The organism is Variovorax paradoxus, from assembly GCF_024734665.1.
Taxonomy (GTDB): domain Bacteria; phylum Pseudomonadota; class Gammaproteobacteria; order Burkholderiales; family Burkholderiaceae_C; genus Variovorax.
The window spans coordinates 1,103,515-1,126,699 of record NZ_CP102931.1 but is presented as its reverse complement, the minus strand read 5'-3'; the positions used below and the strand labels follow the sequence as shown (position 1 = coordinate 1,126,699).

Here is a 23,185-nt window from a genome sequence, read left to right as displayed (position 1 = left end):
TCAGCCGCGTACGTCTTGCATCAGCAGCCCGCGCAACTTGCTGCGCAACGGCGTCTCTTCCACAGCCTGCACGCCAGCGATATCGCGCAGCGCAAAGTCGCGGCTTTCGGCATTGTGCAGGTCGATCTCGCGCACCACCTGCCCATCCTTGTAGACGAAGGCCACGTCGGCCAGCGCGAGCACGTCCTCGATGTCGTGCGTGATCATCAGCACCGGAATGCCCCACTGCCTGCGCACCTGCGCAAGTTCGTTGCGCAGCTCCGCGCGCAGCATCGGGTTGAGCGCAGCAAAAGGCTCGTCGAGCAGCAGCACTTGCGGCTCGCAGGCCAGCGCACGCGCGAGCGCCACGCGCTGCTGCTGGCCGCCCGACAGGCTCTGCGGTCGGCTGTCGGCCAGCGCCGCAAGGCCGAAGCTTTCGAGCAGGGCGTGCACGCGTTCGGCGTCTTTCGCAGCCGGCTTGCGGCGGTGCCATGCGGTCAGCCCGAAGGCCACGTTCTCGCGCACGCTCAGGTGCGGGAACAGCGCGTAGTCCTGGAACAAGTAGCCGATGCGCCGCGCCGGCGCGGGCACGTCGATGCCCTGGGCCGAGTCGTACAGCGTGCGGCCGTCGAGCCGCACGTGGCCCGACGAAGGATGCAGCAGGCCGGCAATGGCCTGCAAGGTCAGCGACTTGCCCGCGCCCGACGGGCCGTAGAGCGCGGCAAAGGGCACGTCCGTCGCGAAACGCACCGCCAGATCGAAGCGCCGGCGGCCGTCGGCCACCGTGAGCTTCAGATCGACATCGATCATGGCTTGCCGAATCCGTAGCGCGTGAGCACTTCCTGCGCGGCGGGCGTCGAGAGGAAGGCGATGAAGTCGCCGGCCAGGGCCTTCTGCTTGCTCTCGGCGACCACGGCGATGGGGTAGGTCACGGGCGTGTGGCCGGTGGGCGTGAAGGCGATCTTCACCTTGTCGCCGGCCACGGCCGCGTCGGTGCGGTAGACGAAGCCGGCCTCGACCTCGCCGCGGCTCACGTAGTCGAGCACCTGGCGCACGCTGTCGGCCTGTACGAACTTGGGTTCGAGCGTGGTCCAGAGGTTGGCGTTGTCCAGCACCTGCTTGGTGTAGCGGCCGACCGGCACGGTGGCGACCTTGCCGACGGCGATCTTCTTCACATTGGCGCCGCCCAGATCCTGCAGCGTCTTGAGGCCCACACCCTCCTTGGCCGGTTCGATGAGCACCAGGCTGTTGGTGACGAAGTCTTTTCGCGTGGCGGCGTCGATCGCCTTCTGCTCGACGCCGCGGTTCATCGTCTCCTGGTCGGCGCTGGCGAACACATCCACCGGTGCGCCCTGGCCGATCTGCTGCAGCAGTACGCCTGAGGCCGCGAAATTGAAGCGCACCGTGGCACCCGTCTTGGCAGCCTCGAACTTGGGGCCGATTTCCTTGAATGCGTCGGTCAGGCTGGCAGCGGCGGACACGGTGATTTGCTGGGCGCCCGCAACCAGCGGCAAGGCGAGTGCAAGAATCAACGACAGAAGGCGAAACGGACGCATGGACAACTCCAGATTGTTGAAACGAAATCAGCGAAGAGAAAAGAAGCGGTTCGACAGCACCAGCACGGTGATCGACAGCAACGAAGTCACGATGACCAGCAGCAGAGCGAGGTCGTCGTGCCCTGCCTGCACCGCGTCATAAATGGCCATCGACAACGTCTGCGTCTGCTTGGGGATGGAGCCAGCCACCATCAGCGACGCGCCGAATTCGCCCATGGCACGCGCGAACGCGAGCAGCGTGCCGGCCAGGATGCCAGGCCAGGCCAGCGGCAGCGTGACACGCAGGAACACCGAGAACGGCGACTGCCGCAGCGTGCTGGCCGCAGCTTCGAGCGAGCGGTCGACGCCCGAGAACGCCGCGCTGGCCGACTTGAGCACCAGCGGCAGCGCGACCACGGCAGAGGCCACCACGGCGCCGTGCCAGCTGAAGATGATGGTGTAGTCGAGATGCTCGCGCAGCCACGCGCCCAGCGGGCTGCGGCGCCCGGCCGCCACGAGGATCGCGTAGCCGATCACCGTGGGCGGCAGCACCAGCGGCAGCATGAAGACGGCCTCGAGCACGGTGCGGCCAAAGAACTTCTTGCGCGCAAACACCCAGCCCAGCGCCACGCCGACGATCAGCGCCAGCAGGGTCGCCACGGCGGCAACCTTGAGCGACAGCACCAGCGGGAACCAGTCGGTCGAAGCGATGAGCGAGTTCGTCGTGTTCATGAAAATACGGCGAGATTGTTACACGATGAGCCCTAAGGTTCTCACGGGGGTGCGCAAAGCCATGAGTCTTCATATACTGAGGAATACAGCGTAGGAGATATCCCACCCATGCGCCCTTCCATCCACGACACCGTTGTTCGCTCGATCTCCGGCCGGCCGGAGCTTCGCCACCACGTGATGCAGGTGCAGGAATGGCGCATCGAGCGCGCCATGGATGCAGAGGGCTTCGTGCTGTCCATCACCGGCCCCGACGGGGCGAGCCAGTCCTTCTTCGTGGCAACGGCCGATGCCGGCGACATCGGCGAGGTGCTGCGCCGCCAGGCGGTGTGGGTCGACCACCGGGAGCAGTGGCACGCATGTAGCGGCACATGACGGGTGCGGAGCACATCCTCGAAGTTTTGCCGGCGCGGCGCTCGGCAACCTGCTGAGCGGCGAACGCTGCTTCGACGAAACGCTGGTGCGGCAGGCAGGCGTGCTGGCAAGGCTGGCAGGACCCGCCGGAAAACGCTCCGCCCGATCAGCCCGTCCTGCCGTCGGAGCGGGTGCGCGGCAGCTGATCGAGCCTGGCGCCGAACCAGCCGATGCGGTCGGTCTCGCGCACGTCGAACTTCGGCACGTAGGGCTTGATGTCGAGCACGGGCGTGCCGTCCATCATGTCGTTGCCGCTGAAGTGCAGCGTCGTGCCCTCCACCGAGGTGAGCCGCACGATCGACAGGCCCAGCCGGTTCGGCCGCGCGGGCGCGCGCGTGGCGAAGACGCCGTGCGATGCGTTGTCCAGAAAGGGCACCACCTCCAGCCGCTCGTGCGCGCACTGATGCAGATGGGTGACGAGGATCAGGTAGTCGAAGCCCTCGATGTCGCGCAGGCCCGGCGCGAACTCGGCGAACACTTCGATGCGCCCCGTTTCTTCGGGCGCGCCGGCCGTCTGGATCGGCATGCCGGTGGCCTCAGTGAAGCGGCTGCGCACCAGGCCGACCGGGCGGCAGACGACATCGGCCTCGGCCTCGGAGCTCATGGCGCCAGCAGGCGCGTCAGCGCGCGGATGTCGGCCGCCGTGGCAAGGCGCGCCGCGTTCTCGATGGCGCGGTAGTGCTTGACGATTTCCTCGCCCACCGGCGTCAGTGCGGTGCCGCCCCCGCGCGAGCCGCCGGCGGCGGTGTTCACGGCCGGCGAGGCCAGCGACTGGTTCATCTCGTCGATCAGCATCCAGGCCCTGCGATACGACATGCCCAGCAGCCGGGCAGCCGCCGAGATCGAGCCGGTCTCGGCCACGGCTTCGAGCACGGCGATCTTGCCGGGACCGATGGCGATGGTGTCGTCCCGGTAGACGCGCAGACGGAACTGGACTTTGGATTTCATGTTGGCGCCAAGCGTAAACCAATGCGGGCCGCCATTGTCCGCCGCGGTGGGCTGTCAGCGCTATGCAAGAATGAATACGACGCTACCCGCCCGGGGAAACGAGGAGTTCCAGTGAAAGACCGCACCCTGTTCCTGTTGTCCCTGTTGACCGTGCTCGCAGGTTGTGCCGGCGGCAGCCCACAGACAGGCGCCGTGACGCCGCACGTTACGGCCGCCACCAACGAAGGCATCTCGCCCTCCTTCACCGTCTCGGGCATCGTCGGCAAGCGCGCCACCTTCGACCTCGCAGCCCTGCAGGCACTGCCCGCCGTCACGCTGACGGCCGGCAGCAACACCTACACCGGCGTGAGCCTGTGGACCCTGCTGAACGATGCGTCGGTCGGCCTCAAGCCGGACACCACGGTGCGCAACCCGGTGCTCTCGATGTATGCGGTGGTGGTCGGCAGCGACGGCTACCGTGCGGTGGTCTCGCTCGCGGAGATCGCACCCGAATCCGGCAACCGCATGGCGCTGGTTGCCTACAGCCTGAACGGCGCGCCGCTGGGTCGCAACGGCATGGCGCGGCTGGTGATGGCCGGCGATGTGAAGCCGGGCCGTTCGGTGGCCCGGCTGGCGGCGATCGAAGTGTTCGCCGCACAGCCCTCGGGCCGCTGATCGCTCAGAGGATCAGCCGAAGAACTTGGCCGCGCTGATCAGGGTCTTGTACACACCCCAGGCCAGCGGAATACCCACCGCCACCCAGGCCAGCGCCACCACCGCCGGGCTCACCGTGTCGGCACGGCCCGAGCCGCTGCCCACTTCGGCCGCCGAGGCCTTCTCGTGCGCCAGCTTCTTCTCGACGGCCAGTTCGTCGTCGGTCATGAAGTGCTTGTCGGCCACCGGGCGCACCAGCAGGTTGGCGATGAAGCCGATCACCAGCATGCCCACGAGGATGTACATGGTCTGGTTGTAGACCTGCTCGCGCGGCAGGCCCAGGCCCAGCTGGTACTCGCGCATGTAGTTCACGACCACCGGGCCGAGGATGCCGGCCGTGGCCCACGCCGTGAGCAGGCGGCCATGGATGGCGCCCACGAACTGCGTGCCGAACAGGTCGGCCAGGTAGGCCGGCACCGTGGCGAAGCCGCCGCCGTACATCGACACGATCACGCAGCACGCGCCCACAAACAGCAGCTTGCTGCCCGCGCCGGCCGACGAGGGAATGCTCGCGTACAGGATGCCGCCGAGCACGAAGAACACCGTGTAGGTGAGCTTGCGGCCCAGCTTGTCCGACAGGCTGGCCCACACGAAGCGCCCGCCGATGTTGAACAGCGACAGCAGCGCCGTGAAGCCGCCTGCCACCACCGCGATGGCCGCGAGCTGGGTCTTGTCGAGCTGGCCGTACTTGGCCGGCAGGTCGATCAGCGCGCCGCCGAACACTTCCTGCAGCATGGGCGAGGCCATGCCGATCACGCCGATGCCCGCGCTCACGTTCATGCACAGCACCAGCCACACGAGCCAGAACTGCGGAATGCCCCAGACCTTTTTCACGTGCACGTGGCGCTGCGTGATCATGGTGTTGGTGGTCTGCGCCGGGGGCGGCGTCCAGCCTTCGGGCTTCCAGCCCGAGGGCGGCACGCGGTAGCCCAGCGCACCGGCCATCATGAAGACAAAGTAGCCCAGCGCCATCACCACAAAGGTCTGCATCACACCCACGTCGGTGGCCGTGGAGAAGCGCTTCATCAGGTCGACCGCCAGCGGCGAGCCGATCATCGCGCCGCCGCCGAAGCCCATGATGGCCATGCCGGTTGCCATGCCGCGGCGGTCAGGGAACCACTTGATCAGCGTGCTCACCGGCGAGATGTAGCCCAGCCCCAGGCCGATGCCGCCGATCACGCCCGAGCCGAGGATCATCAGCCAGAACTGGTGCAGGTGGATGCCCACCGCCGACAGCAGCATGCCGCCGCACCAGCAAATCGCCGACACCACACCGGCCTTGCGCGGGCCCGCGCGTTCGAGCCAGCCGCCCCACAGGGCCGCCGAGCAGCCGAGGAAGACGAAGAACAGGGTGTACATCCAGCCGAGCGTGGCCACGCGCCAGTCGCAGTTGGTGGCGAAGAGCTCGGCGAAGAAGCTCATGTCCTTGGCGCAGGCCTGTGCGCCGGTGCCGGCAGTGCCGAGCGCCTTCGACAGCGGCAGCCAGAACACCGAGAAGCCGTACGCCATGCCAATGCACAGATGAATGGCCAATGCAGCCGGCGGAACCAGCCAGCGATTGAAGCCGGGGCCCGCGATGATGCGTTCTTTTTCCAGGAAGCCGGGTTGCGTCTGCGCCCCTCCCCCAACGACGCGTTCTCCATCGAGAACGCCTGCAGATGAACCTGCCATATTTCTCCTTGTTCGCCGGATGTGTAAGTTATTGCTAATCCGGGTCGCGGAGTGTGAGCTAACGGTTAAATCTCCGTCAAATTCGATCAGGGCATGGCCTGATTCAATAACTAAATGATTAGGCCTTTGGTTCCTGTCATTCGCCGAGCGCGCCGCTGTGCTGCTGCAATTGCTCCTGCCACTCGGGCGTCTGCAGAAAGGCCAGCGCCGCCTCGAGCGCACGCGAGGCGCGCACGCCGTCCTGTGTCATGAAGCCGATGGGCGTGCGCACGTCCGGCGCCATCAGCGGCAGCGCTTCCAACTCGCGGTGGCTGCGCACGGCCGCGACCATGCCGCCGGGCAGCACGCTGTTGACCGTGCCCGCGCTCACCGCCAGCGCCAGCGTGAGCACCGAATTGGTCTCGATGGCCGGCATCACAGGCACGCCGGCTTCGCGCAGCGCCTGGTCGACGATGGCGCGGTTGTGCATGTCGGACGTGAGCAGGCACAGCGGCAGCTTGCCCGCCTCGGCCCACGAGATGGGCTCGCCGATACGCAGCTCATCAGCCGAAGCCGTTTTCGCGCGGCGCAGCAGGAAGTAGTGCTCGATGCTCTGCGGCCAGGCCGTGAGCTTGATGCCCGGCAGATGCATGCGCTCGGTGTAGCCGAGCGCGAGGTCGATCGAGAGGCTTTCGAGCCCGGTCTCCAGGTCTTGCGAACTCATCGACAGCACGGCCGGCACGATACCCGGGTGCCGCTGCTGCAGCATGGCCGCAAAGCGCGAGAGCATCGGTATCGCCGTGGGCACTGCGGCCATGCGCAGGCGTCCATGCGGGTTGTCCACGTCGCTGCGCAGCTCTTGCAGCAGCACTTCGTTGTCGCGCAGCATGCGTTGCGCCGTGGCGAGCACTCGTTCGCCTTCGTGCGTGAGGCCGACATACACGCGGGCACGCTTGACGATGACCACGCCGAACTCGGTCTCCAGCGCACGCAGTGCATTCGACAGCGCAGGCTGCGTGATGTGGCAGGCCTGCGCCGCGCGGCCGAAGTGCTTGTGCTCGTTCAGCGCTACCAGATAGCGCATCGAGGCGAGCAGGTTCATCGAGACGCCGTTCCTCAGGTGTTCTTGCTGATCGAGATCGTCGGAAACTTCGCCGAAAAGTCCTTGGCCTTTTCAGCAATGCCGACGGCCACTCGACGTGCAACCGCCTTGTAGATGCCTGCCACGTCCCCTTCGGGATCAGACACCACAGTAGGCGCCCCACTGTCGGCCTGCAGACGGATCTTGATGTCCAGCGGCAGCGCGCCGAGGTATTCCATCTGATATTCAGCCGCCATCTTCTTGCCGCCGTCCGCGCCGAAGATGTGTTCCGCATGGCCGCAGTTCGAGCAGATGTGCACCGCCATGTTCTCGACGATGCCGAGGATCGGCACGCCGACCTTCTCGAACATCTTGATGCCCTTCTTGGCGTCGAGCAGCGCGATGTCCTGCGGCGTAGTGACGATCACAGCGCCCGTCATCGGCACGCGCTGGCTCAGCGTGAGCTGGATGTCGCCGGTACCCGGGGGCATGTCGACGATGAGGTAGTCGAGGTCTTTCCAGTTGGTCTGGCGCAGCAACTGCTCCAGCGCTTGCGTGGCCATGGGGCCGCGCCAGATCATGGCCTGGTCCTGGTCGACCAGGAAGCCGATGGACATCACCTGCACGCCGTGGCGCTCCATGGGCTCCATGGTCTTGCCGTCGGCGCTGTCGGGGCGGCCTTCGATGCCCATCATCATGGGCTGGCTCGGGCCGTAGATGTCGGCGTCGAGCAGGCCGACCGTGGCGCCCTCGGACGCCAGCGCCAGCGCCAGGTTGGCCGCCGTGGTGCTCTTGCCCACGCCGCCCTTGCCCGAGGCCACCGCGATGATGTTCTTGACGTTGGGCATCAACTGCACGCCGCGCTGCACCGCATGACTGATGACCTTGGTGTCGATATTGACCGACACGTTCTCCACGCCCGGCACCGCCTTGGCGGCCGCCACCAGCGCCTTGCGGATGGCCGCGTGCTGGCTCTTCGCCGGATAGCCGAGTTCGAGGTCGAACGAGACGTCGCCCTCCGAGATCTGGAGGTTCTTGAGCGACCGGGTCGCCACGAATTGCTTGCCGGTGTTAGGGTCCGCGACGGCCTTGAGCGCGTCCATGAGCCCATCTGGGGTGAGTGCCATTGATCTAACTCCTGAATGGCGGGTAGTCTAGTGCGCTCTCCGAGCCAGCATCGAACAGCCTCCCAATAACCAAAAATGCCAGAGACAAGCCCCGTCGCCACCGGCCTCCTGCTCACCGGGGGCGGCGCCCGGGCCGCCTACCAAGTGGGCGTGCTGGAGGCCATTGCCGAGATCCGGCGCTCCGTCGGCCCCTCCGCCGGCACGGGCAATCCCTTTCAGGTCATCACCGGCACTTCGGCCGGCGCCATCAACGCGGCCGCGCTGGCCTGCGGCTGCGACAACTTCGACCACGTGGTGGCGCACATCGCCGAGGTCTGGGGCCAGTTCCGCGCCGAGCAGGTGTACCGCGCCGATTCGCTCTCGGTCATTGGCAGCGGCGCGCGCTGGCGCATGCTGCTCGGGCTGGGGCGCTTCGCGGCCAACTGGATGCGCATCAAGCCGAAGTCGCTGCTCGACAACACGCCGCTGGCCGAGCTGCTGCGGAGCATGGTGCCGCTCGACCGCCTACCGCAGCTCATGAAGGAAGGCCACCTGCAGGCGCTGGCCGTGACCGCATCGAGCTACAGCTCGGGCGAACACGTCACCTTCTTCGAGGCGGCCGTGCCGATGGAGCCGTGGGTGCGCTCGCAGCGCCTGTCGGTGCGCGACCGCATCACGCACACGCACCTGCTGGCGTCGTCGGCCATTCCCTTCGTGTTTCCGGCCACGGCCTTGCCGATGCAGGGCCACACCGAGTACTTCGGCGACGGCTCGATGCGCCAGTCGGCGCCGATTGCAGCAGCCATCCATCTCGGCGCGCAGCGCATCGTGGTGATCGGCGCGGGCCGCATGCACGAGCCGCGCGACACCGACGCGCCCAACACCCACAGCGGCTATCCGACGATGGCGCAGATCGCGGGCCATGCGCTGTCGAGCATTTTTCTCGATGCGCTGGCGGTGGACATCGAGCGGCTGCGGCGCATCAACCACACGCTCGGGCTGATTCCCGAAGAGGCGCGCGCGGCGAGCGCGCTGCGTCCGCTCGATCTGCTGGTGATCTCGCCGTCGGAGCGCCTCGACGTGATCGCGGGGCGCCACGTCGACGCCCTGCCCGGCGCAGTGCGGCACCTGCTGGGCGGCTCGAAGGTGGCGGCCGATGTGAAGGGCGGCGCGCTCGCGAGCTACCTGCTGTTCGAGTCGGGCTACACGCGCGAGCTGATGGCGCTGGGGCGCGCCGATGCGATGAAGCAACGCGACGAGGTGCTGCGCTTCTTCGGCTGGGACGTGGGCTGAGGGGTCTGGCCGCTTCGCTTATATGGCGGCCTGCTCGAACATGCCCTCGCGCGCCAGCCACTGCCGTTGCGCCGCCACGACCTCCTCGCCCGAACGACCCGTCAATGCGCGATACACACCGGGTGCGGTCGCGCCTTCAGTGCTGATCAGCAGCACGCGCGCATCGGCGCCCAAGCCGGCAGCGCTGCGGCCTTCCGGGTCGGCCGCCAGCACCTGCAGCGCCGCCAGGCCGGCCGCGCCGGATTCACCGCTCAGCACGGGCACGTCGCCCGCCTCGCCGCTCGCGAGCGTGCGCATCGCGTGTTCGGCCTGCACGTCGGTCACGGTCATGAACAGGTCGACGGCCGGTTGAAGAAAGCGCCATGCGAGCGGCGAGGTTTCGCCGCAGGCCAGTCCCGCCATCACCGAGTCGACCGAACCCGTTGCTCGGTCCGGCCGGCCGCTGCGCGCGCTTTGCAGCAGGCAGTCGGCCTGCTCGGGCTCCACCACGATGAAGATCGGCCGCGCCGCGCCGTAGCGCTCCCAGAAATGGCTGACGACGCCCGCGGCCAGCCCGCCCACGCCGCCCTGCACGATGACGTGGGTGAACGGGCATGGCGCGTCGGCGGCAACGTCTTCCAGCAACTCGTCGGCCAGGATGCCGTAGCCCTGCATCACATCGCGCGGCACCTCTTCGTAGCCGTCGTAGGAGGTGTCCGAGACCACCTCCCATCCGTTGACGCGGGCAAGGCGCGCGGCCTCCTCGACCGACTCGTCGTAGTTGCCGGCGATGCGCACGATCTCCGCGCCCAGCGCGGCAATCGGCGTTTCGCGCTCCTCGCTGACTTGGGCATGCAGCACGATCACGCAGCGGCAGCCGATGCTCTGAGCCGCCGCAGCGAGCGCGCGGCCGTGGTTGCCGTCGGTGGCGCTGACGACCACGAAGTCGCGCAGCGATGCCGCATGCCTGCCCGCCAGTAGATCGGCAGGCGTCCACCCACGGCCGGGCCATCGGCGCAGCACGAGCCGCAGCAGCGCAATGGGCGCGCCCAGCACCTTGAAGCTGCCGAGCGCCGAGCGTTTCGATTCGTCCTTGACGACCACCTGGCCGATGCCCAGCTGCGCCGCCAGTCGAGGCAGCGGCCATGCCGTCGTGGGGTGCGGCGCGAGCCGGTTCCAATGCGACAGCCACTGCCGGCTCTCCTGGCCGCGCGCGATGTTCATCACCTCGCTCAACGATTCGTCATAAGCGCTACGCCGCGCCTGGGGGTTGGTGAACAGCATGCCGGTCAGTCTCTTGTTTCGTTGTGCCGGGGAAGGCGCAGGCGGACGATCTCCGCGAAATAGCGGGCGCCCGTCGCGAGCACCTCGTCGTTGAAGTCGTAGTTGCCGTTGTGCAGCGGCGTGCCGCCCGGCTCGCCTTCGGCGCCGTTGCCCAGGAACACGAAGGCGCCGGGCACGGCCTTCAGGAACGCACCGAAGTCTTCCGAAATCATCATCGGCGCCACGTTGGCATCGACGTTCCCGGCGCCCACGATGGCCGTGGCGGCGGCAACCGCCGTTGGCACGCATTCGGCCCAGTTCACGGTGGGCGCGAACTCGTGCGTGTAGCTGAATTCGCATTCGGCACCATGCATGCGGCAGATGCCCTCGCTGATCTCGCGCATGCGCTTGGCCAGCATCTGCTGCACCGCCGGGTCGTAGCTGCGCGTGTCGCCCTTGATCACCACGTTTGACGGAATCGCGTTGCGGATGCCATCGGTGATGAACTCGGTGCACGAGACCACCGCCTGTGCGCCCGGGTCGAGCGTGCGCGAAACAATGCTCTGCAGAGCCAGCACGATCTGCGCGCCGATGACGATCGGGTCGATGCCCATGTGCGGCCGCGCTGCATGCGTGCCGCGGCCCTTCACATGGATCACGAAGTTGTCTTCGCTCGCCATGAGGCCGCCCACGCGCGTGGCAATGGTGCCGGCGCGCATGCCGGGCATGTTGTGCAGGCCGTAGATCTCGTCGACCGGAAAGCGCTCGAACAGGCCGTCGTCCATCATCGCCTTCGCGCCGCGGCCGTGTTCCTCTGCCGGCTGGAAGATGAAGCGCACGGTGCCGTCGAAATCCTGCCGCTCGCGCAGCAGTTGCGCCGCGCCGAGGATGATCGACATATGGCCGTCGTGGCCGCAGGCGTGCATCTTGCCGGGTGTGCCGGATGCGTAGGCGCGGTCGGCGGGCAGCTCGGTGATGTTGAGCGCGTCCATCTCGGCGCGCAGGCCGATCACACCCTTGCCGCTGCCCACCTTCAGGTTGGCCACGAGGCCAGTGCCGCCGATGCCGGTGTGCACATCGAGGCCCAACGCCTTCAGCACCCGGGTGACGAAGGCCGAGGTTTTCGCTTCCTCGAAGCCGGTTTCGGGAATGGCGTGCAGTTGCCGCCGCCAGCCGGTGAGCGTTTCGCGCAGGGGTGCATCGGCGAGGTTCATGGCGAGATGCTATTGACAATGCGGCGGTATGGGCGCGCAAAATTGACGCCTTCGACGCAACGTTTTTGCGTCACTTCCCACTTCATGACGCCACTCGACACCCTCGACCTTCGCCTGCTGGAGCTGATCCAGGCGGACAGCCGCATGCCGCAGAGCGAACTGGGCGAGCGCGTGCACCTGTCGACCGCGGCCGTCAACCGGCGGCTCAAGCGCATGCGCGACGAGGGCGTGATCCAGCACTACGGCGCGGTGCTGTCACCCGCCGCGCTGGGCCACCCGCTGACCATCGTGGCGGAGGTGGAAACTGAGAGCGAGCAGATCGAGTTGCTCGATGCAATGAAGCAAAGCTTCAGGGACTGCCCGCAGGTGCAGCAGTGCTACTACGTGACGGGCGAGTGGGACTTCATCCTCGTCTTCGTGGTGCGCGACATGGCGCAATACACGGCACTGACGCGGCAGCTTTTCTTCCAGAGCAACAACGTGAAGCGATTTCGCACGCTGGTCACGATGGACGCCGTGAAGCTCAGCCTTGATGTGCCTGTTGCCTCGGGCTGATCGCGGCCCTTGCCGGCATCAGCATCGACCGCAACAGCAGCGCCATCACGCAGACGATGGGGCCCAGCGCCAGCAGCCGGCCGGGCTCGAACGCCAGCCCAGCCGCCGCGCCGACCGCACAGCCGATCTTGATCCAGCGCGAGACCGCATCCCAACCGCGCCGGTGCGTTGCGGCAAACCCAATCAGCGCGGCCCAGCCGAACAGCCCGCCGAACACAGAAAAGACCCAGCTCAGCAGGTAATACGCCGTGTCCATGTCCCGGAACGCGAGTGCCGTGCCCAGGCCCTCCCAGGTATGGCGATAGCCCTCGAAAAAGAAGAAGCCGGTGGCTGACGCGGCCCACCAGAAAAACGCGTAGAGGCTCGCAATGCCCGCCAGGAGGGCAAGACACGCGAGTGCGCGCCGGGTGATGTCGTCGAAGGGCATGTGGTCGCGCCACGCTGCGGTGTGTCCGATGGGTCCGTTGTCCATGGCCGGTGCTCCATTGATGTGTGCAATGGGGGCCGAAGTTAGACACCGAATGTGCGGGCCGCGTGAAGCCCGCGTGAAGTGGTGCGATCAACCCTCTTCGGAAATTCCCAGCTCCGAACACACCCGTCCCAGCAACGCCTTCAACGACGCCACTTCGGCTTCTAGCCGCACCACATTGGCCTTCAGCGCCGCGACCTCGCCCAGCGACACGTCGTGCGCGGCATAAGGCACATCGGACGGCCCAGCCACCTCTTCCGCCGGCGCACCGCTCAGCAGATGCGCCCAGCGGCTCTCTCGCGCGCCGGGCAGGCGCGCCAGCTTCACCACCAGCGCACCCGCCGGCCGTTCAGCGAGTTCATTCAAAAAGCCTTCGACCGACGAGATGTCGGCGAAGTTGTGCATGCGGTCGCAGGCGATGCGCAGTTCGCCCGCCGTCTGCGGCCCGCGCAGCATCAGCACGGTGAGCAGGATGACCGACTGCGACGGGATGCGCAGCACGCGATCGATGTTGTGCTCGTAGCGAAAGGCGCGCCCGCCGCTGGTTTCGGCGACGAGGCTGTAGCCCTTCAGGCTGTCGATGCCGGCCTGCACCTGCGACTCGGCGAGTTCGAGCACGGGGTTGCGGCTGGTCTTCTGGTTGCAGCCCGACACCAGCGAATTGAGCGTGAGCGGATAGCTGTCGGGCACAGTGCGCTGCTTTTCGGCCAGCACGCCGAGGACACGGGTTTCGAGAAGGGACAGAACAGGCAGCGGTGTGGTGGACATGGCTCGGGGATCGATGATGAAACGCAGAAGGCAGGCAGGCGCCGCACTCAGGGCGACGCGACGCCAAGGATAGGCCCCAGCTCCCGCACGAAGTCGCTTCTGTGCAGCGCCGTCGAATGCAGTGCCGAAACCGTGCCGTCGAGATACAGCGCGTCACGGCAGTGGAGCACATCGCGGAAGTAGAGCGCGAACTCGTAGAAATTCACCGGCGTCTCGCTGATGACGAAGATCGCCGTGTGACCGATCACGCCAACGCCGTTGCGGATCTTGCGCGAATCGGAATGGGGAATGAAAGCGGGGTGCACAACGCCGCGGCGCAGCAGCAGCGGGCCCGACTGCGTCGCGAGGCGCACGCCCTTCGACAGCGCCGGGTATTCCGACGACTCGACCACCCGGGGCCCCGTGTCCGACACGAGGAACACGCCGTTGGGCTTGAGGAAGAAATTGCCGGCACCGTCGGCCAGGTTGAGCGGCGCCTCTTCGCGGCCATTGCGCACCAGCAGACCGACCGGGGAAAAGTCCTCGTGATACATGCCGGCGTTCACCGCGAAGCCCAGTTGGCGATGACGCTCCTTCAGCCAAGCATCGAGGCGGTCGAAACGTTTGAACGGGACACCCGCGTCGTCACGCAGGAACAGCTCGAGCCGCTCGGTACGCAGGTCGACCTTCACCACGGTGAAGCGCGGGTCGGCCACCGCGAAGCCTGCGAACAGCAGAGCCCCCAGGAGCAGCAGAAGCCTTCTCATGCAGCGCCCGCGAGCCCCGCTCCGGTCAACCGCCGTTGATGCGGCCGACCAGCGCCTTCGTGAACGCCGCCGTGCCCGCCGTGCCGCCGAGGTCGCCCGTGCGCACCTTGTCGATGTTCAGCGTCTCGTCGATGGCCGTGCGCAGGCGCGTGGCCAGTTCGGGCAGCTTGACGTGGTCGAGCATCAGCGCGGCGGCCAGCAGCAGCGCGGTGGGGTTGGCGATGCCCTTGCCGGCGATGTCGGGCGCGGAGCCGTGCACCGCCTCGAAGATCGCGGCGTCGGCGCCGATGTTGGCGCCGGGCGCCATGCCAAGGCCGCCGACCAGGCCCGCCACGAGGTCGGACAGGATGTCGCCGAACAGGTTGGTGGTGACCAGCATGTCGAACTGCCAGGGGTTGAGCACCAGCTTCATCGCGCAGGCGTCGATGATGACCGTGTCGAGCTCGAACTTGCCCTTGTACTTCTTCTCGTAGAGGTCCAGGCCGGTTTCCAGGAAGATGCCCGTGAGCGCCTTCATGATGTTGGCCTTGTGCACGATCGTGACCTTCTTGCGGCCCGTGGCCACTGCCGTCTCGAAGGCGTATTCGAGCAGGCGGCGGCTGCCCTGGCGGGTGTTGATGCCGGTGGCCATGGCCACGGCGTGCGGGTCGCCGTCGATGGGCACGTAGTGCTCGTGGCCGATGTAGAGGCCCTCGAGGTTCTCGCGCACGACCACAAGGTCGATCTTGTCGAAGCGGCCGCCGGGAATGATGGTGCGCGCGGGGCGCAGGTTGGCGTACAGCTGGAATTCCTCGCGCAGCCGCACGTTCGACGAGCGGTAGCCGCCGCCCGAAGGAGTTTCGAGCGGGCCCTTCAGGGCCAGGCGGGTGCGGCGGATGCTGTCGAGCGTGGCTTGCGGCAGCGGATCGCCCGATGCCTTGACGCCGCCCAGGCCAGCGATCTGCGTGTCCCAGGTGAAAGGAGCCTTCAGCGCATCGAGCGCAGCCAGCGTGGCGTCGACGATTTCGGGGCCGATGCCGTCGCCAGGGATCAGGGTTACGGGAATGGAGGGGGTGGTCATCGGCTGCGTCTCGCTTTCTGTATCGGGGGCTGGAGCATACGTCGCGCCCGAGACAGCACCGAGTGACCCCACGCTCAAGGCACCTTCTGCTTGAGGTGTTTGTGGTACGCGAAGGTGCCGATGACGCCCTGTACGTAGAAATAGAGGAAGAGCAGCGAAGTGAACACGTTGCCACCGCTGATACCGCCGATGCGCATCATCAGGAACTTGGAATAGATGAAGTAGAGCAGCATCAGTACCGCGCAAACACGGCTCTTCCTGTAGATCCCGAAGGACAGCCCCAGGATCACCGCGACGTCCAGCAGTTGCGCGAGACCGAAGCCGAGCAGGCTCGTCCCCGAAACCGCGATCAGAACGAAGATGAGCGTCACCGCCGCCGAAACCAGGCCGGCGCCCCAGGCAAGACGGATCTTCTTGCGTATGGCATCTGGCACTTGCGGCGCGACGACAGGCATCAGCACTTCCGCTGTCGGTGGGGCAAAGCGATCGTCAGACATAGTCTTCTTCCTCCCTGTTTGTCGCCTCGACTTTATCGGCCGGGCAATTCCTCGTCCACCAGCGTCATGCGGTCCACGACGCGGCCCGGCACAAGCAGGGCACCGGGCGCGATCACCGCATTGGCGCCGATGCGCGCCCCATCGCCGACGAGCGCACCGAACTTGTCGCAGCCCGTGCCCTGCAGCGAGCCGCCCTTGCCGCTTCGCACGAGGATCTGCTTGTCGGCACGCTCGTTACGGTGGTTGCAGATGATGCTGCCGGCTTCCATGTTGACGCCCGCGCCCAGCACCGAGTCGCCGACGAAGTTGAAGTGCGCGAGCGCCGTGCCCGCGAAGACGAAGGACGATTTCAGCTCGGTGCCCGGCCCGATGGTGCAGCGGGCGTCGACCCAGTTGCCGCCCCGCAGGTAGGCGCCGGCGGCCACGAAACAGTCCGCCCCGAGAATCAGCGGGCCCTTGAGCACCGCGCCCGGCTCGACCCGGGCGCTGCGGTGAACGGCGACTTCGCCCTCGACGGCATAGTCGCCGGCGGGCAGCCCGGCCAGCAACCGGCGCACGATTTCAGGGGCGCGCGGCGGCAGTTCCCAGGGCAGCGAGGCAGCCCATGGCGCCAGGGGTGATTTGGTGAATCCGGCGATGTAGGCGGCGAGTTCGATGGCATGCGTCATGGGGTCGATGCTGCCATCGAACACCTCCCGGGACGCCGCCACCTAAAATGCCCGGTTCCCGTCAGTCAGTCCAGTCAGCCACTCCCGAAAGCGCCCTTCCCGATGTCCGCCCCGCGCAAGCTCTTCGTCACCACCGCCCTGCCGTATGCCAACGGCAAGTTCCATATCGGCCACATGATGGAGTACATCCAGGCCGACATCTGGGTGCGGAACCAGCGAATGAATGGCGCCGACGTCAACTTCGTCTGCGCCGACGACGCGCACGGCGCGGCCATCACCATCGCGGCCGACAAGGCCGGCGTGACGCCGCAGGCCTTCGTGGCCGAGATCGCCGCGGGCCGCAAGCCGTATCTCGACGGCTACTACATCTCCTTCGACAACTGGCACTCGACCGACGCGCCCGAGAACCACCAGCTGGCGCAGGACATCTACCGCGACCTGCGCGCCAACGGCCTGATTGCCACCAAGAGCGTCGAACAGTTCTACGACCCCGCCAAGGGCATGTTCCTGGCCGACCGCTTCATCAAGGGCGAGTGCCCCAACTGCCATTCGAAGGACCAGTACGGCGACAACTGCGAGGTGTGCGGCGCCGTGTATGCGCCCACCGAGCTGATCAACCCCTACTCGGCCCTGTCGGGTGCCAAGCCCGAGCTGCGCAGCTCGGAGCACTTCTTCTTCAAGCTCTCGGACCCGCGCTGCGAGGCCTACCTGAAGGAATGGACCGCCGCCGCGGGCCATGTGCAGCCCGAGGTGCAGAACAAGATCCGCGAATGGCTCTACAAGGACGACGAAGGCAAGGGCGGCCTCGGCGACTGGGACATCAGCCGCGACGCGCCCTACTTCGGCATCGAGATTCCCGATGCGCCGGGCAAGTACTTCTACGTGTGGCTCGACGCGCCCGTGGGCTACCTGGCCTCGCTGAAGAACCTGCTCGACAAGCGCTGCATCGAACTCGGCGGCGACGGCATCTCGTACACCGAATACATGGCCGACCCCGACCTGGAGCAGGTGCACTTCATCGGCAAGGACATCATCACCTTCCACACGCTGTTCTGGCCCGCGATGCTGCACTTCAGCGGCCGCAAGGCGCCCGACGCGGTATATGTGCACGGCCACCTCACGGTGAGCGGCGAGAAGATGAGCAAGAGCCGCGGCACCGGCATCGACCCGCTCAAGTACCTGTCGATCGGGCTCGACCCCGAATGGCTGCGCTACTACATCGCCGCCAAGCTCAACGGCCGCAACGAGGACATCGACTTCAACCCCGAAGACTTCGTCGCGCGCGTCAACAGCGACCTCGTGGGCAAGTACATCAACATCGCGAGCCGCGCCGCGGGCTTCATCGGCAAGCGCTTCGACGGCAAGCTGGGCGAGGTGTCGGCCGACGGCGACGCGCTGCTGTTCGCGCTGCGCGATGCGGCCTCGCAGCTGCACACGCTGTACGACGGCCGCGACTACGCCCGCGCGCTGCGCGAGGTGATGGCACTGGCCGACAAGGTGAACGAGTACGTCGACCAGAACAAGCCCTGGGAGCTGGCCAAGAAGGAAGGCGCCGAGGCGCGGCTGCACGACGTGTGCACCGTGTGCATCGAGGCCTTCCGCCTGCTCACGCTGTACCTGAAGCCGGTGCTGCCGGCGCTGGCCGTGAACGTCGAGGCCTTCCTGAAGATCTCGCCGCTGGTCTGGACGGACGCCGCGCAGTCGCTGCCCGCAGGCCACGCCATCGGCGAGTACAAGCACCTGATGCAGCGTGCCGACGCCAAGCTGGTCGACAAGCTGTTCGACGCGCCCGAGCCCGCACCGGCCGCCGCCGTGGCAGAAGAATCGCTGCCGGGCGGTGAAGCCATCGCGCCCACCATCACCATCGACGACTTCGCGAAGATCGACCTGCGCATCGCGAAGATCGTGGCCTGCGAGAAGGTCGAAGGCTCGACCAAGCTGCTGCGCCTGACGCTCGACGCCGGTGAAGGAAAAACCCGCAACGTGTTCAGCGGCATCGCCTCGGCCTACCAGCCCGAACAGCTCGTGGGCAAGCTCACGGTGCTGGTCGCGAACCTTGCGCCGCGCAAGATGAAATTCGGCGTCAGCGAAGGCATGGTGCTGGCTGCGAGCCATGGCGACGAAAAGACCAACCCAGGCATCCACGTGCTCGAACCCTGGCCGGGCGCAACGCCGGGCATGCGGGTTCGCTGACCGGCACGACAGGACACGAAAAGCAAGGACCACCTCATGACCACGCTGTATCGCGCCCTTCTGCTGCTGTCGCTCTCGGCCCTGCTGAGCGGATGCGCTGTGGTGTCGGTGGCGAGCACTGCCGTGAGCGTGGGCGCCGGCGCTGTCGGGCTGGCGGCCGACGCGGCCATCGGCACCGCGCGCATCACCGGCAAGGCCGTGGGCGCGGCGGCCGATGCGGTGATTCCCGACAGCCAGTAAGCAAGCAGGCAAGTAGGAACTCAGTCCGCCAGGCCCAGCCGGGCCACATGCGGCGGCGTGTGCGACGCCTTCTCCTTGCGCACGAACGCGGACCTCAGCCCCGCGTGCGGCTCGCGGGCGTCGAAGAAATTGCGGCGCATGTGGGTCAGCTCTTCGTCGCGGTAGCGCTGCAGCGGCTTCGCCGACTCGTCCTGCTCGCGCATCGCCTTCTTCCGCGCGATGCGCTCGGCCAGGTCCTGCGAGGCAGCCAGTTGCGCGGCGAGCCGGAGCACTTCATCGCCCAGTTCCTCCGGCGCGGCCTGCAACACACTCTCTGCCATGCCAAGTTCGACCGCGCGCTTCGCGCTCACCGGCAGCGTCGACTGCGTGAGCCGCAGCGCCTCGCTCTCGCCCACGCGGCGCGGCAGGATGTAGGTCCAGTACTCGGAACCGTAGAGGCCCATCAGCTTGTAGTGCGGATTGAGCACGGCGCCGTCGCGGCACCACACTTCGTCGGCCGCCAGCGCGAGCATCACGCCGCCGGCCGCGGCGTTGCCGCCGAGTGCCGACACGGTGAGGCGGTCGGTGGTGGTGAGCACCGCCTCGACAAGGTCGTTCATCGCGTGGATGTTGGCCCACGACTCCTCGGCAGGGTCGTCGGCCCCCTCGATCACGTTCAGGTGGATGCCGTTCGAGAAAAAGTCGCGCAGGCCGCCGAGCACCAGCACCGAGGTCGGACGGGTGCAGGCGAAGCGGTAGGCCTCCAGCAGCCGGCGGCACTGCGCGGTGCTCATCGCACCGCCTGGAAATGAGAAGTTCAGCACGCCGACCGCGCCATGCTCGCTGTAGCGGATGTCGGACCAGGTGCGGCGTCCGGCCGGCAACTGCAGCGGCGCCGGCACCTCCGGCACTTCGAAGGGCAGCAGCTCGCCGAGCGCCTGCACGGCCGGCAGCTTGTAGCTGGGCAGCCGTGAGCCGGGCTCGCGCCAGGGCCGCAGTTGCGCGATCCACACCGCGCCGTCGACAGTGGCTCGGCAGATGGCACCGGCGCGGGTGGCGATCAGTTCGCCGGGCTTGTTGCCGCGCAGTTCGTCTTCGGGATGGCCGCCGTGCAGGTACCACTGCACGCCCAGCAGTTCGTCTAGCACGCCGGGCTGCGAATCGGCCGCACGCAACTGGCGCAACACAAACTCGGTCGTGTCGGCCGCCCAGTCGATGCGGCGCTGCGCCTGCTTCATGAAAGGCCGCCAGCCGGCGGCCAGGGCGGCGGCCTTCTGCTTGCGGGGCTTGTGCTTGCCCGATGCGAAGCGTTCCACCGCGAGCAGCACCGCGTCGAGCGCGGCGTCGGCCACCTCGCCGCGGTAGAGGTCGCTCTTGCCGGCCAGCGGCGGCACCTTCAGCGGCGACCAGGCCCAGACATCGCCCGCATCCATCTCGGCCACGGCCTCGAGCACGGTGACGCCCCAGCTTTCGACGCCGCCCTGCAGCGTCCAGTCGAGCGACGAGGGCCCCCGGTCGCCCGGCGGGCCGGGATGCACGATCAGGCAGGTGTGGGCGCTCCAGATGTCCTGGGGAATGGCGCTGGTCAGCATCGGCGCCACGATGAGTTGGGGCGAATGCAGCCGCACGGCTTCGCGCAGGGCCTCGTCATTGCCGAGGGCCAGCTCCACCCCGACGGTGTGGCCGCGGTCCTGGAGTTCAGCGAGAACCCGTTGCGTCAGGCTGTTGAACGCGCTTGCGACAAGCAGGATGTGCATCGGACGGGCCTCGGTAATTTCGGTGACGAAATGTCAATGAATGTCAAAAATGTATCGGGATCCTTTGTTCCGGATAAGTTGAGCGAAAGTTCGCATCGGCATGACTCACCCGTCCGCAGCCCGCTGCACGGCCGGGGGGCAGTCCACAATGAACGACCCATGCACTCTCCGCTGAATCTCACCCGCTTCCGCCCACGCCTGATGGACGCGCTCGCGGGGTACGACCGCGAGCGCTTCTTCAAGGACCTGGGCGCGGGCGCCACGGTCGGCATCGTCGCGCTGCCGCTGGCCATGGCCTTTGCCATCGCCTCGGGGCTCAAGCCCGAGGCGGGCATCTGGACGGCGATCATCGCGGGCTTCCTGATCTCGCTGCTGGGTGGCTCGGCGGTGCAGATCGGCGGGCCGGCGGGAGCGTTCATCGTGATCGTCTACGGCATCGTCGAGCGCTACGGGGTGGCCAACCTGCTGATTGCCACCGCCTGCGCGGGCGTGCTGCTGTTCATGGCGGGGCTGTTCGGGCTGGGGCGGCTGGTGCGCTTCGTGCCGCTGTCGATCGTGGTGGGCTTCACCAACGGCATCGCGGTGCTGATCCTGCTGTCGCAGCTCAAAGACCTGCTCGGGCTGACTGTGGCGAAGATGCCGGCCGACGTGTTCTCGCAGCTGCACGCGATGGCGCTGCAGATCGGCACTTTCAATCCCTACGCCTTCGGGCTCGGCATCGCCTGCGTGGCAGGGCTGCTGCTGTGGCCGCTGCTGCTGCGCAGCGACTCGAAGGTGGGCACCGCGGTGCTGCGCGTTGCTGGCCGCGTGGCGCGCACGCGTGCCGTGCAGGTGGGCGCGCGCATGCCGGGGCCCATCGTGGCGCTGGTCACGCTCACGCTGGTGTCATGGGGCTTCGAGCTGCCGGTGGAAACCATCGGCACGCGCTTCGGCGGCATTCCTGAAGGCGTGCCGGCTTTTGCGCTGCCCGATTTCTCGTGGGAGACGGTGAAGCAGCTCGTGACGCCGACGCTGACCATCGCGCTGCTCGGCGCCATCGAGTCGCTGCTGTGCGCGCGCGTGTCCGACCAGCTCAGCGGCCAGCCGCGCCACGACCCCAACCAGGAGCTGATGGCACAAGGCATCGCGAACATCGTCACACCCTTCTTCGGCGGCATGCCGGCCACCGGCACCATCGCGCGCACGGTCACCAACATTCGTTCGGGCGGCACCTCGCCGATCGCGGGCATCGTGCATGCGATCACGCTGCTGGCGGTGGTGCTGCTGGCTGCGCCGCTGGCGCGCCACGTGCCGCTCGCGGTGCTGGCGGGCATTCTGGTGTTCGTGGGCCTGAACATGGGCGAGTGGCGCGAGTTCACGCCCACGCAGCTGCGGCATTTCAGCCGGCACTACCGGCTGCTGATGCTGGGCACCTTCTTCCTCACGGTGGTGTTCGACCTGACGGTGGCGGTGCAGGTGGGCATCGTGTTGGCCTGCGCCCTCTTCATCCGGCGCATGAACGGACTGTTCAGCGTCGAACTGGTGACGCTGCAGCCGCCGGTGCTTACCTACAGCCTCTACGGCGCGCTGTTCTTCGGCGCGGCGGCCAAGCTCGACGAGGCGGTGAACGCCGCCGAGCGCGCGCCGCGCGGCATGACGGTGGTGCTGGACGCCACGCACCTCATCTACCTCGACGCCACCGGTGTCGATGCACTGCGGCAGTTGCACAGGGCGGTGCTGGCGCGCGACGGGTTGTTGCGCATCGAGTCGCTGCAGCCGCAACCGCTCGAGGTGCTGGTGCGTTCGGGCTTTGCCGAGGAATTGACGACGGGCCAGCCCGGCGCGTCGCACGGCGCGTAGCCGCCAGGGAAGCTACGGCGCTTCGGTGCCCCGGTCAGGCGAGGAGCCGCTGCGCACCACGCGCTGGTCGTCGTTCAGCGTGGCGGCGAAGACCATGGCCGAGTTCGGCGGTTGCACCCAGCGCCATTCCCATTCGGTCTCGCGCTTGAGCGCATAGGGCGTGACCTTGGCGGGCTTGCCCAGCATCTTGCGCAGGTCTTCCATCATCATGCCGGGCTGCACTTTGGCGAAGTTCTCGGGCGTGAGCACCTGGCGCAGCGCGCTCATCTTGCCGTCGGCACCGATGGTGATCATGTAGTTCTTCTGGCCCGCCGGCTGGCGGTTGTACTCGAACACGCGACCGCCGCCCGGGGCGTCCCAGACGTTCTCGGGCTGGCCGAAACGGGCGCGTACGTCGGCCTCTGTGGACACGCCTTCTTCAAGCTCGGAGATGTTCTTCGAGTCGCATCCCACGAGAGCCATCACCGCCGCTAGAAACCCTGTTGCCATGCCGATCTGCCATCCTCGCCGTTGCTTCATGCCGTCCCCGG

Annotated in this window: 25 protein-coding genes; 7 read left to right on the top strand and 18 right to left on the bottom strand. The window is 67.2% G+C overall.

Features of this window, described 5'->3' with window-relative positions:
- The 3 genes from NWF24_RS05405 to modB are packed head-to-tail and all read right to left on the bottom strand — an operon-like array spanning nt 1 to nt 2,246.
- On the bottom strand, nt 1-789 hold the full coding sequence (locus NWF24_RS05405) for an ABC transporter ATP-binding protein (protein WP_258353295.1): 789 nt from the start codon (nt 787-789) through the stop codon (nt 1-3).
- Entirely contained in the window at nt 786-1,535 is a 750-nt protein-coding gene (gene modA / locus NWF24_RS05400; protein ID WP_258353294.1) for a molybdate ABC transporter substrate-binding protein, read from the bottom strand. Before modA ends, NWF24_RS05405 begins: the two co-directional genes overlap by 4 nt.
- A 27-nt stretch (nt 1,536-1,562) precedes the next feature.
- Nucleotides 1,563-2,246 carry a molybdate ABC transporter permease subunit gene (gene modB, locus NWF24_RS05395; RefSeq protein WP_258353293.1) on the bottom strand — a complete coding sequence of 228 codons (684 nt, stop codon included), beginning with the start codon at nt 2,244-2,246 and terminating at the stop codon, nt 1,563-1,565.
- A gap of 108 nt (nt 2,247-2,354) precedes the next feature.
- Between modB and NWF24_RS05390 the strand changes: the two genes are divergently transcribed.
- Nucleotides 2,355-2,618: a hypothetical protein gene (locus NWF24_RS05390; RefSeq protein ID WP_258353292.1), complete on the top strand. Its 264-nt coding sequence runs from the start codon at nt 2,355-2,357 to the stop codon at nt 2,616-2,618.
- Between the two features lie 145 nt (nt 2,619-2,763).
- Here the strand turns inward: NWF24_RS05390 and tsaA are convergent, their stop codons facing one another.
- Both tsaA and NWF24_RS05380 read right to left on the bottom strand, forming a co-directional pair.
- Entirely contained in the window at nt 2,764-3,261 is a 498-nt protein-coding gene (gene tsaA, locus NWF24_RS05385; RefSeq protein WP_258353291.1) for a tRNA (N6-threonylcarbamoyladenosine(37)-N6)-methyltransferase TrmO, read from the bottom strand.
- A complete protein-coding gene (locus tag NWF24_RS05380; RefSeq protein WP_093058016.1) occupies nt 3,258-3,605 on the bottom strand; it encodes a winged helix-turn-helix domain-containing protein in 348 nt (115 codons plus the stop codon). Before NWF24_RS05380 ends, tsaA begins: the two co-directional genes overlap by 4 nt.
- 111 nt (nt 3,606-3,716) lie before the next feature.
- Here NWF24_RS05380 and NWF24_RS05375 point away from each other — a divergent pair, with 111 nt between their 5' ends.
- Nucleotides 3,717-4,259: a hypothetical protein gene (locus NWF24_RS05375; RefSeq protein WP_258353290.1), complete on the top strand. Its 543-nt coding sequence runs from the start codon at nt 3,717-3,719 to the stop codon at nt 4,257-4,259.
- Nucleotides 4,260-4,271: 12 nt separating this feature from the next.
- Here NWF24_RS05375 and NWF24_RS05370 read toward each other — a convergent pair whose 3' ends face one another.
- From NWF24_RS05370 to apbC, 3 genes are all read right to left on the bottom strand, one after another.
- Entirely contained in the window at nt 4,272-5,969 is a 1,698-nt protein-coding gene (locus tag NWF24_RS05370; protein ID WP_258353289.1) for an OFA family MFS transporter, read from the bottom strand.
- A 136-nt stretch (nt 5,970-6,105) separates the two neighbouring features.
- The gene (locus tag NWF24_RS05365; protein WP_258353288.1) at nt 6,106-7,050 is read right to left on the bottom strand and encodes a LysR family transcriptional regulator; all 945 of its coding nucleotides are present in this window, start codon (nt 7,048-7,050) and stop codon (nt 6,106-6,108) included.
- Between the two features lie 14 nt (nt 7,051-7,064).
- On the bottom strand, nt 7,065-8,156 hold the full coding sequence (gene apbC / locus NWF24_RS05360; protein WP_258353287.1) for an iron-sulfur cluster carrier protein ApbC: 1,092 nt from the start codon (nt 8,154-8,156) through the stop codon (nt 7,065-7,067).
- Between the two features lie 75 nt (nt 8,157-8,231).
- Here apbC and NWF24_RS05355 point away from each other — a divergent pair, with 75 nt between their 5' ends.
- Nucleotides 8,232-9,428 (top strand): patatin-like phospholipase family protein, encoded by a 1,197-nt coding sequence (locus NWF24_RS05355; protein WP_258353286.1) that lies wholly within the window; start codon nt 8,232-8,234, stop codon nt 9,426-9,428.
- A gap of 18 nt (nt 9,429-9,446) precedes the next feature.
- Here the strand turns inward: NWF24_RS05355 and NWF24_RS05350 are convergent, their stop codons facing one another.
- Both NWF24_RS05350 and NWF24_RS05345 read right to left on the bottom strand, forming a co-directional pair.
- Nucleotides 9,447-10,691: a diaminopropionate ammonia-lyase gene (locus tag NWF24_RS05350; RefSeq protein ID WP_258353285.1), complete on the bottom strand. Its 1,245-nt coding sequence runs from the start codon at nt 10,689-10,691 to the stop codon at nt 9,447-9,449.
- A gap of 5 nt (nt 10,692-10,696) precedes the next feature.
- On the bottom strand, nt 10,697-11,884 hold the full coding sequence (locus NWF24_RS05345; protein WP_258353284.1) for a M20 aminoacylase family protein: 1,188 nt from the start codon (nt 11,882-11,884) through the stop codon (nt 10,697-10,699).
- Nucleotides 11,885-11,968: 84 nt separating this feature from the next.
- On the opposite strand from NWF24_RS05345, the gene NWF24_RS05340 reads away from it, so the two are divergent.
- Nucleotides 11,969-12,439: an Lrp/AsnC family transcriptional regulator gene (locus NWF24_RS05340; RefSeq protein ID WP_258353283.1), complete on the top strand. Its 471-nt coding sequence runs from the start codon at nt 11,969-11,971 to the stop codon at nt 12,437-12,439.
- On the opposite strand, the gene NWF24_RS05335 is transcribed toward NWF24_RS05340, so the two are convergent.
- The 6 genes from NWF24_RS05335 to NWF24_RS05310 all read right to left on the bottom strand — a co-directional run bounded on the left by NWF24_RS05335 (nt 12,408) and on the right by NWF24_RS05310 (nt 16,647).
- Nucleotides 12,408-12,911 carry a hypothetical protein gene (locus NWF24_RS05335; protein ID WP_258353282.1) on the bottom strand — a complete coding sequence of 168 codons (504 nt, stop codon included), beginning with the start codon at nt 12,909-12,911 and terminating at the stop codon, nt 12,408-12,410. The two genes, NWF24_RS05340 and NWF24_RS05335, sit on opposite strands and share 32 nt — an antisense overlap.
- 87 nt (nt 12,912-12,998) lie before the next feature.
- Nucleotides 12,999-13,676 (bottom strand): YceH family protein, encoded by a 678-nt coding sequence (locus NWF24_RS05330; RefSeq protein ID WP_258353281.1) that lies wholly within the window; start codon nt 13,674-13,676, stop codon nt 12,999-13,001.
- A gap of 47 nt (nt 13,677-13,723) precedes the next feature.
- Complete coding sequence (locus NWF24_RS05325) at nt 13,724-14,422, bottom strand: phosphodiester glycosidase family protein (RefSeq protein WP_258353280.1); 699 nt, start codon at nt 14,420-14,422, stop codon at nt 13,724-13,726.
- Nucleotides 14,423-14,447: 25 nt separating this feature from the next.
- Nucleotides 14,448-15,482: an isocitrate/isopropylmalate dehydrogenase family protein gene (locus NWF24_RS05320; RefSeq protein WP_258353279.1), complete on the bottom strand. Its 1,035-nt coding sequence runs from the start codon at nt 15,480-15,482 to the stop codon at nt 14,448-14,450.
- Nucleotides 15,483-15,556: 74 nt separating this feature from the next.
- Nucleotides 15,557-15,979 (bottom strand): hypothetical protein, encoded by a 423-nt coding sequence (locus NWF24_RS05315; protein WP_093077415.1) that lies wholly within the window; start codon nt 15,977-15,979, stop codon nt 15,557-15,559.
- Nucleotides 15,980-16,011: 32 nt separating this feature from the next.
- Nucleotides 16,012-16,647 (bottom strand): LpxA family transferase, encoded by a 636-nt coding sequence (locus NWF24_RS05310; RefSeq protein WP_258353278.1) that lies wholly within the window; start codon nt 16,645-16,647, stop codon nt 16,012-16,014.
- Nucleotides 16,648-16,749: 102 nt separating this feature from the next.
- Here NWF24_RS05310 and metG point away from each other — a divergent pair, with 102 nt between their 5' ends.
- On the top strand, nt 16,750-18,840 hold the full coding sequence (metG, locus tag NWF24_RS05305) for a methionine--tRNA ligase (RefSeq protein ID WP_258353277.1): 2,091 nt from the start codon (nt 16,750-16,752) through the stop codon (nt 18,838-18,840).
- Nucleotides 18,841-18,876: 36 nt separating this feature from the next.
- Complete coding sequence (locus NWF24_RS05300) at nt 18,877-19,080, top strand: hypothetical protein (RefSeq protein ID WP_258353276.1); 204 nt, start codon at nt 18,877-18,879, stop codon at nt 19,078-19,080.
- A 20-nt stretch (nt 19,081-19,100) separates the two neighbouring features.
- On the opposite strand, the gene NWF24_RS05295 is transcribed toward NWF24_RS05300, so the two are convergent.
- Nucleotides 19,101-20,816, bottom strand: coding sequence for an enoyl-CoA hydratase-related protein (locus NWF24_RS05295; protein WP_258353275.1), 1,716 nt, complete (start codon nt 20,814-20,816; stop codon nt 19,101-19,103).
- Nucleotides 20,817-20,975: 159 nt separating this feature from the next.
- Here NWF24_RS05295 and NWF24_RS05290 point away from each other — a divergent pair, with 159 nt between their 5' ends.
- A complete protein-coding gene (locus tag NWF24_RS05290; protein ID WP_258353274.1) occupies nt 20,976-22,655 on the top strand; it encodes a SulP family inorganic anion transporter in 1,680 nt (559 codons plus the stop codon).
- Between the two features lie 12 nt (nt 22,656-22,667).
- On the opposite strand, the gene NWF24_RS05285 is transcribed toward NWF24_RS05290, so the two are convergent.
- Entirely contained in the window at nt 22,668-23,144 is a 477-nt protein-coding gene (locus tag NWF24_RS05285) for an outer membrane protein assembly factor BamE (RefSeq protein WP_258353273.1), read from the bottom strand.
- Nucleotides 23,145-23,185: the final 41 nt, after the last annotated feature.

Bases quoted from the DNA above. Each gene is read 5' to 3' on its own strand.
- NWF24_RS05405 (WP_258353295.1), bottom strand. From the start codon at position 789: ATGATCGATGTCGATCTGAAGCTCACGGTGGCCGACGGCCGCCGGCGC.
- modA (WP_258353294.1), bottom strand. From the start codon at position 1,535: ATGCGTCCGTTTCGCCTTCTGTCGTTGATTCTTGCACTCGCCTTGCCG.
- modB (WP_258353293.1), bottom strand. From the start codon at position 2,246: ATGAACACGACGAACTCGCTCATCGCTTCGACCGACTGGTTCCCGCTG.
- NWF24_RS05390 (WP_258353292.1), top strand. From the start codon at position 2,355: ATGCGCCCTTCCATCCACGACACCGTTGTTCGCTCGATCTCCGGCCGG.
- tsaA (WP_258353291.1), bottom strand. From the start codon at position 3,261: ATGAGCTCCGAGGCCGAGGCCGATGTCGTCTGCCGCCCGGTCGGCCTG.
- NWF24_RS05380 (WP_093058016.1), bottom strand. From the start codon at position 3,605: ATGAAATCCAAAGTCCAGTTCCGTCTGCGCGTCTACCGGGACGACACC.
- NWF24_RS05370 (WP_258353289.1), bottom strand. From the start codon at position 5,969: ATGGCAGGTTCATCTGCAGGCGTTCTCGATGGAGAACGCGTCGTTGGG.
- NWF24_RS05365 (WP_258353288.1), bottom strand. From the start codon at position 7,050: ATGAACCTGCTCGCCTCGATGCGCTATCTGGTAGCGCTGAACGAGCAC.
- apbC (WP_258353287.1), bottom strand. From the start codon at position 8,156: ATGGCACTCACCCCAGATGGGCTCATGGACGCGCTCAAGGCCGTCGCG.
- NWF24_RS05355 (WP_258353286.1), top strand. From the start codon at position 8,232: ATGCCAGAGACAAGCCCCGTCGCCACCGGCCTCCTGCTCACCGGGGGC.
- NWF24_RS05350 (WP_258353285.1), bottom strand. From the start codon at position 10,691: ATGCTGTTCACCAACCCCCAGGCGCGGCGTAGCGCTTATGACGAATCG.
- NWF24_RS05345 (WP_258353284.1), bottom strand. From the start codon at position 11,884: ATGAACCTCGCCGATGCACCCCTGCGCGAAACGCTCACCGGCTGGCGG.
- NWF24_RS05340 (WP_258353283.1), top strand. From the start codon at position 11,969: ATGACGCCACTCGACACCCTCGACCTTCGCCTGCTGGAGCTGATCCAG.
- NWF24_RS05335 (WP_258353282.1), bottom strand. From the start codon at position 12,911: ATGGACAACGGACCCATCGGACACACCGCAGCGTGGCGCGACCACATG.
- NWF24_RS05330 (WP_258353281.1), bottom strand. From the start codon at position 13,676: ATGTCCACCACACCGCTGCCTGTTCTGTCCCTTCTCGAAACCCGTGTC.
- NWF24_RS05325 (WP_258353280.1), bottom strand. From the start codon at position 14,422: ATGAGAAGGCTTCTGCTGCTCCTGGGGGCTCTGCTGTTCGCAGGCTTC.
- NWF24_RS05320 (WP_258353279.1), bottom strand. From the start codon at position 15,482: ATGACCACCCCCTCCATTCCCGTAACCCTGATCCCTGGCGACGGCATC.
- NWF24_RS05315 (WP_093077415.1), bottom strand. From the start codon at position 15,979: ATGTCTGACGATCGCTTTGCCCCACCGACAGCGGAAGTGCTGATGCCT.
- NWF24_RS05310 (WP_258353278.1), bottom strand. From the start codon at position 16,647: ATGACGCATGCCATCGAACTCGCCGCCTACATCGCCGGATTCACCAAA.
- metG (WP_258353277.1), top strand. From the start codon at position 16,750: ATGTCCGCCCCGCGCAAGCTCTTCGTCACCACCGCCCTGCCGTATGCC.
- NWF24_RS05300 (WP_258353276.1), top strand. From the start codon at position 18,877: ATGACCACGCTGTATCGCGCCCTTCTGCTGCTGTCGCTCTCGGCCCTG.
- NWF24_RS05295 (WP_258353275.1), bottom strand. From the start codon at position 20,816: ATGCACATCCTGCTTGTCGCAAGCGCGTTCAACAGCCTGACGCAACGG.
- NWF24_RS05290 (WP_258353274.1), top strand. From the start codon at position 20,976: ATGCACTCTCCGCTGAATCTCACCCGCTTCCGCCCACGCCTGATGGAC.
- NWF24_RS05285 (WP_258353273.1), bottom strand. From the start codon at position 23,144: ATGGCAACAGGGTTTCTAGCGGCGGTGATGGCTCTCGTGGGATGCGAC.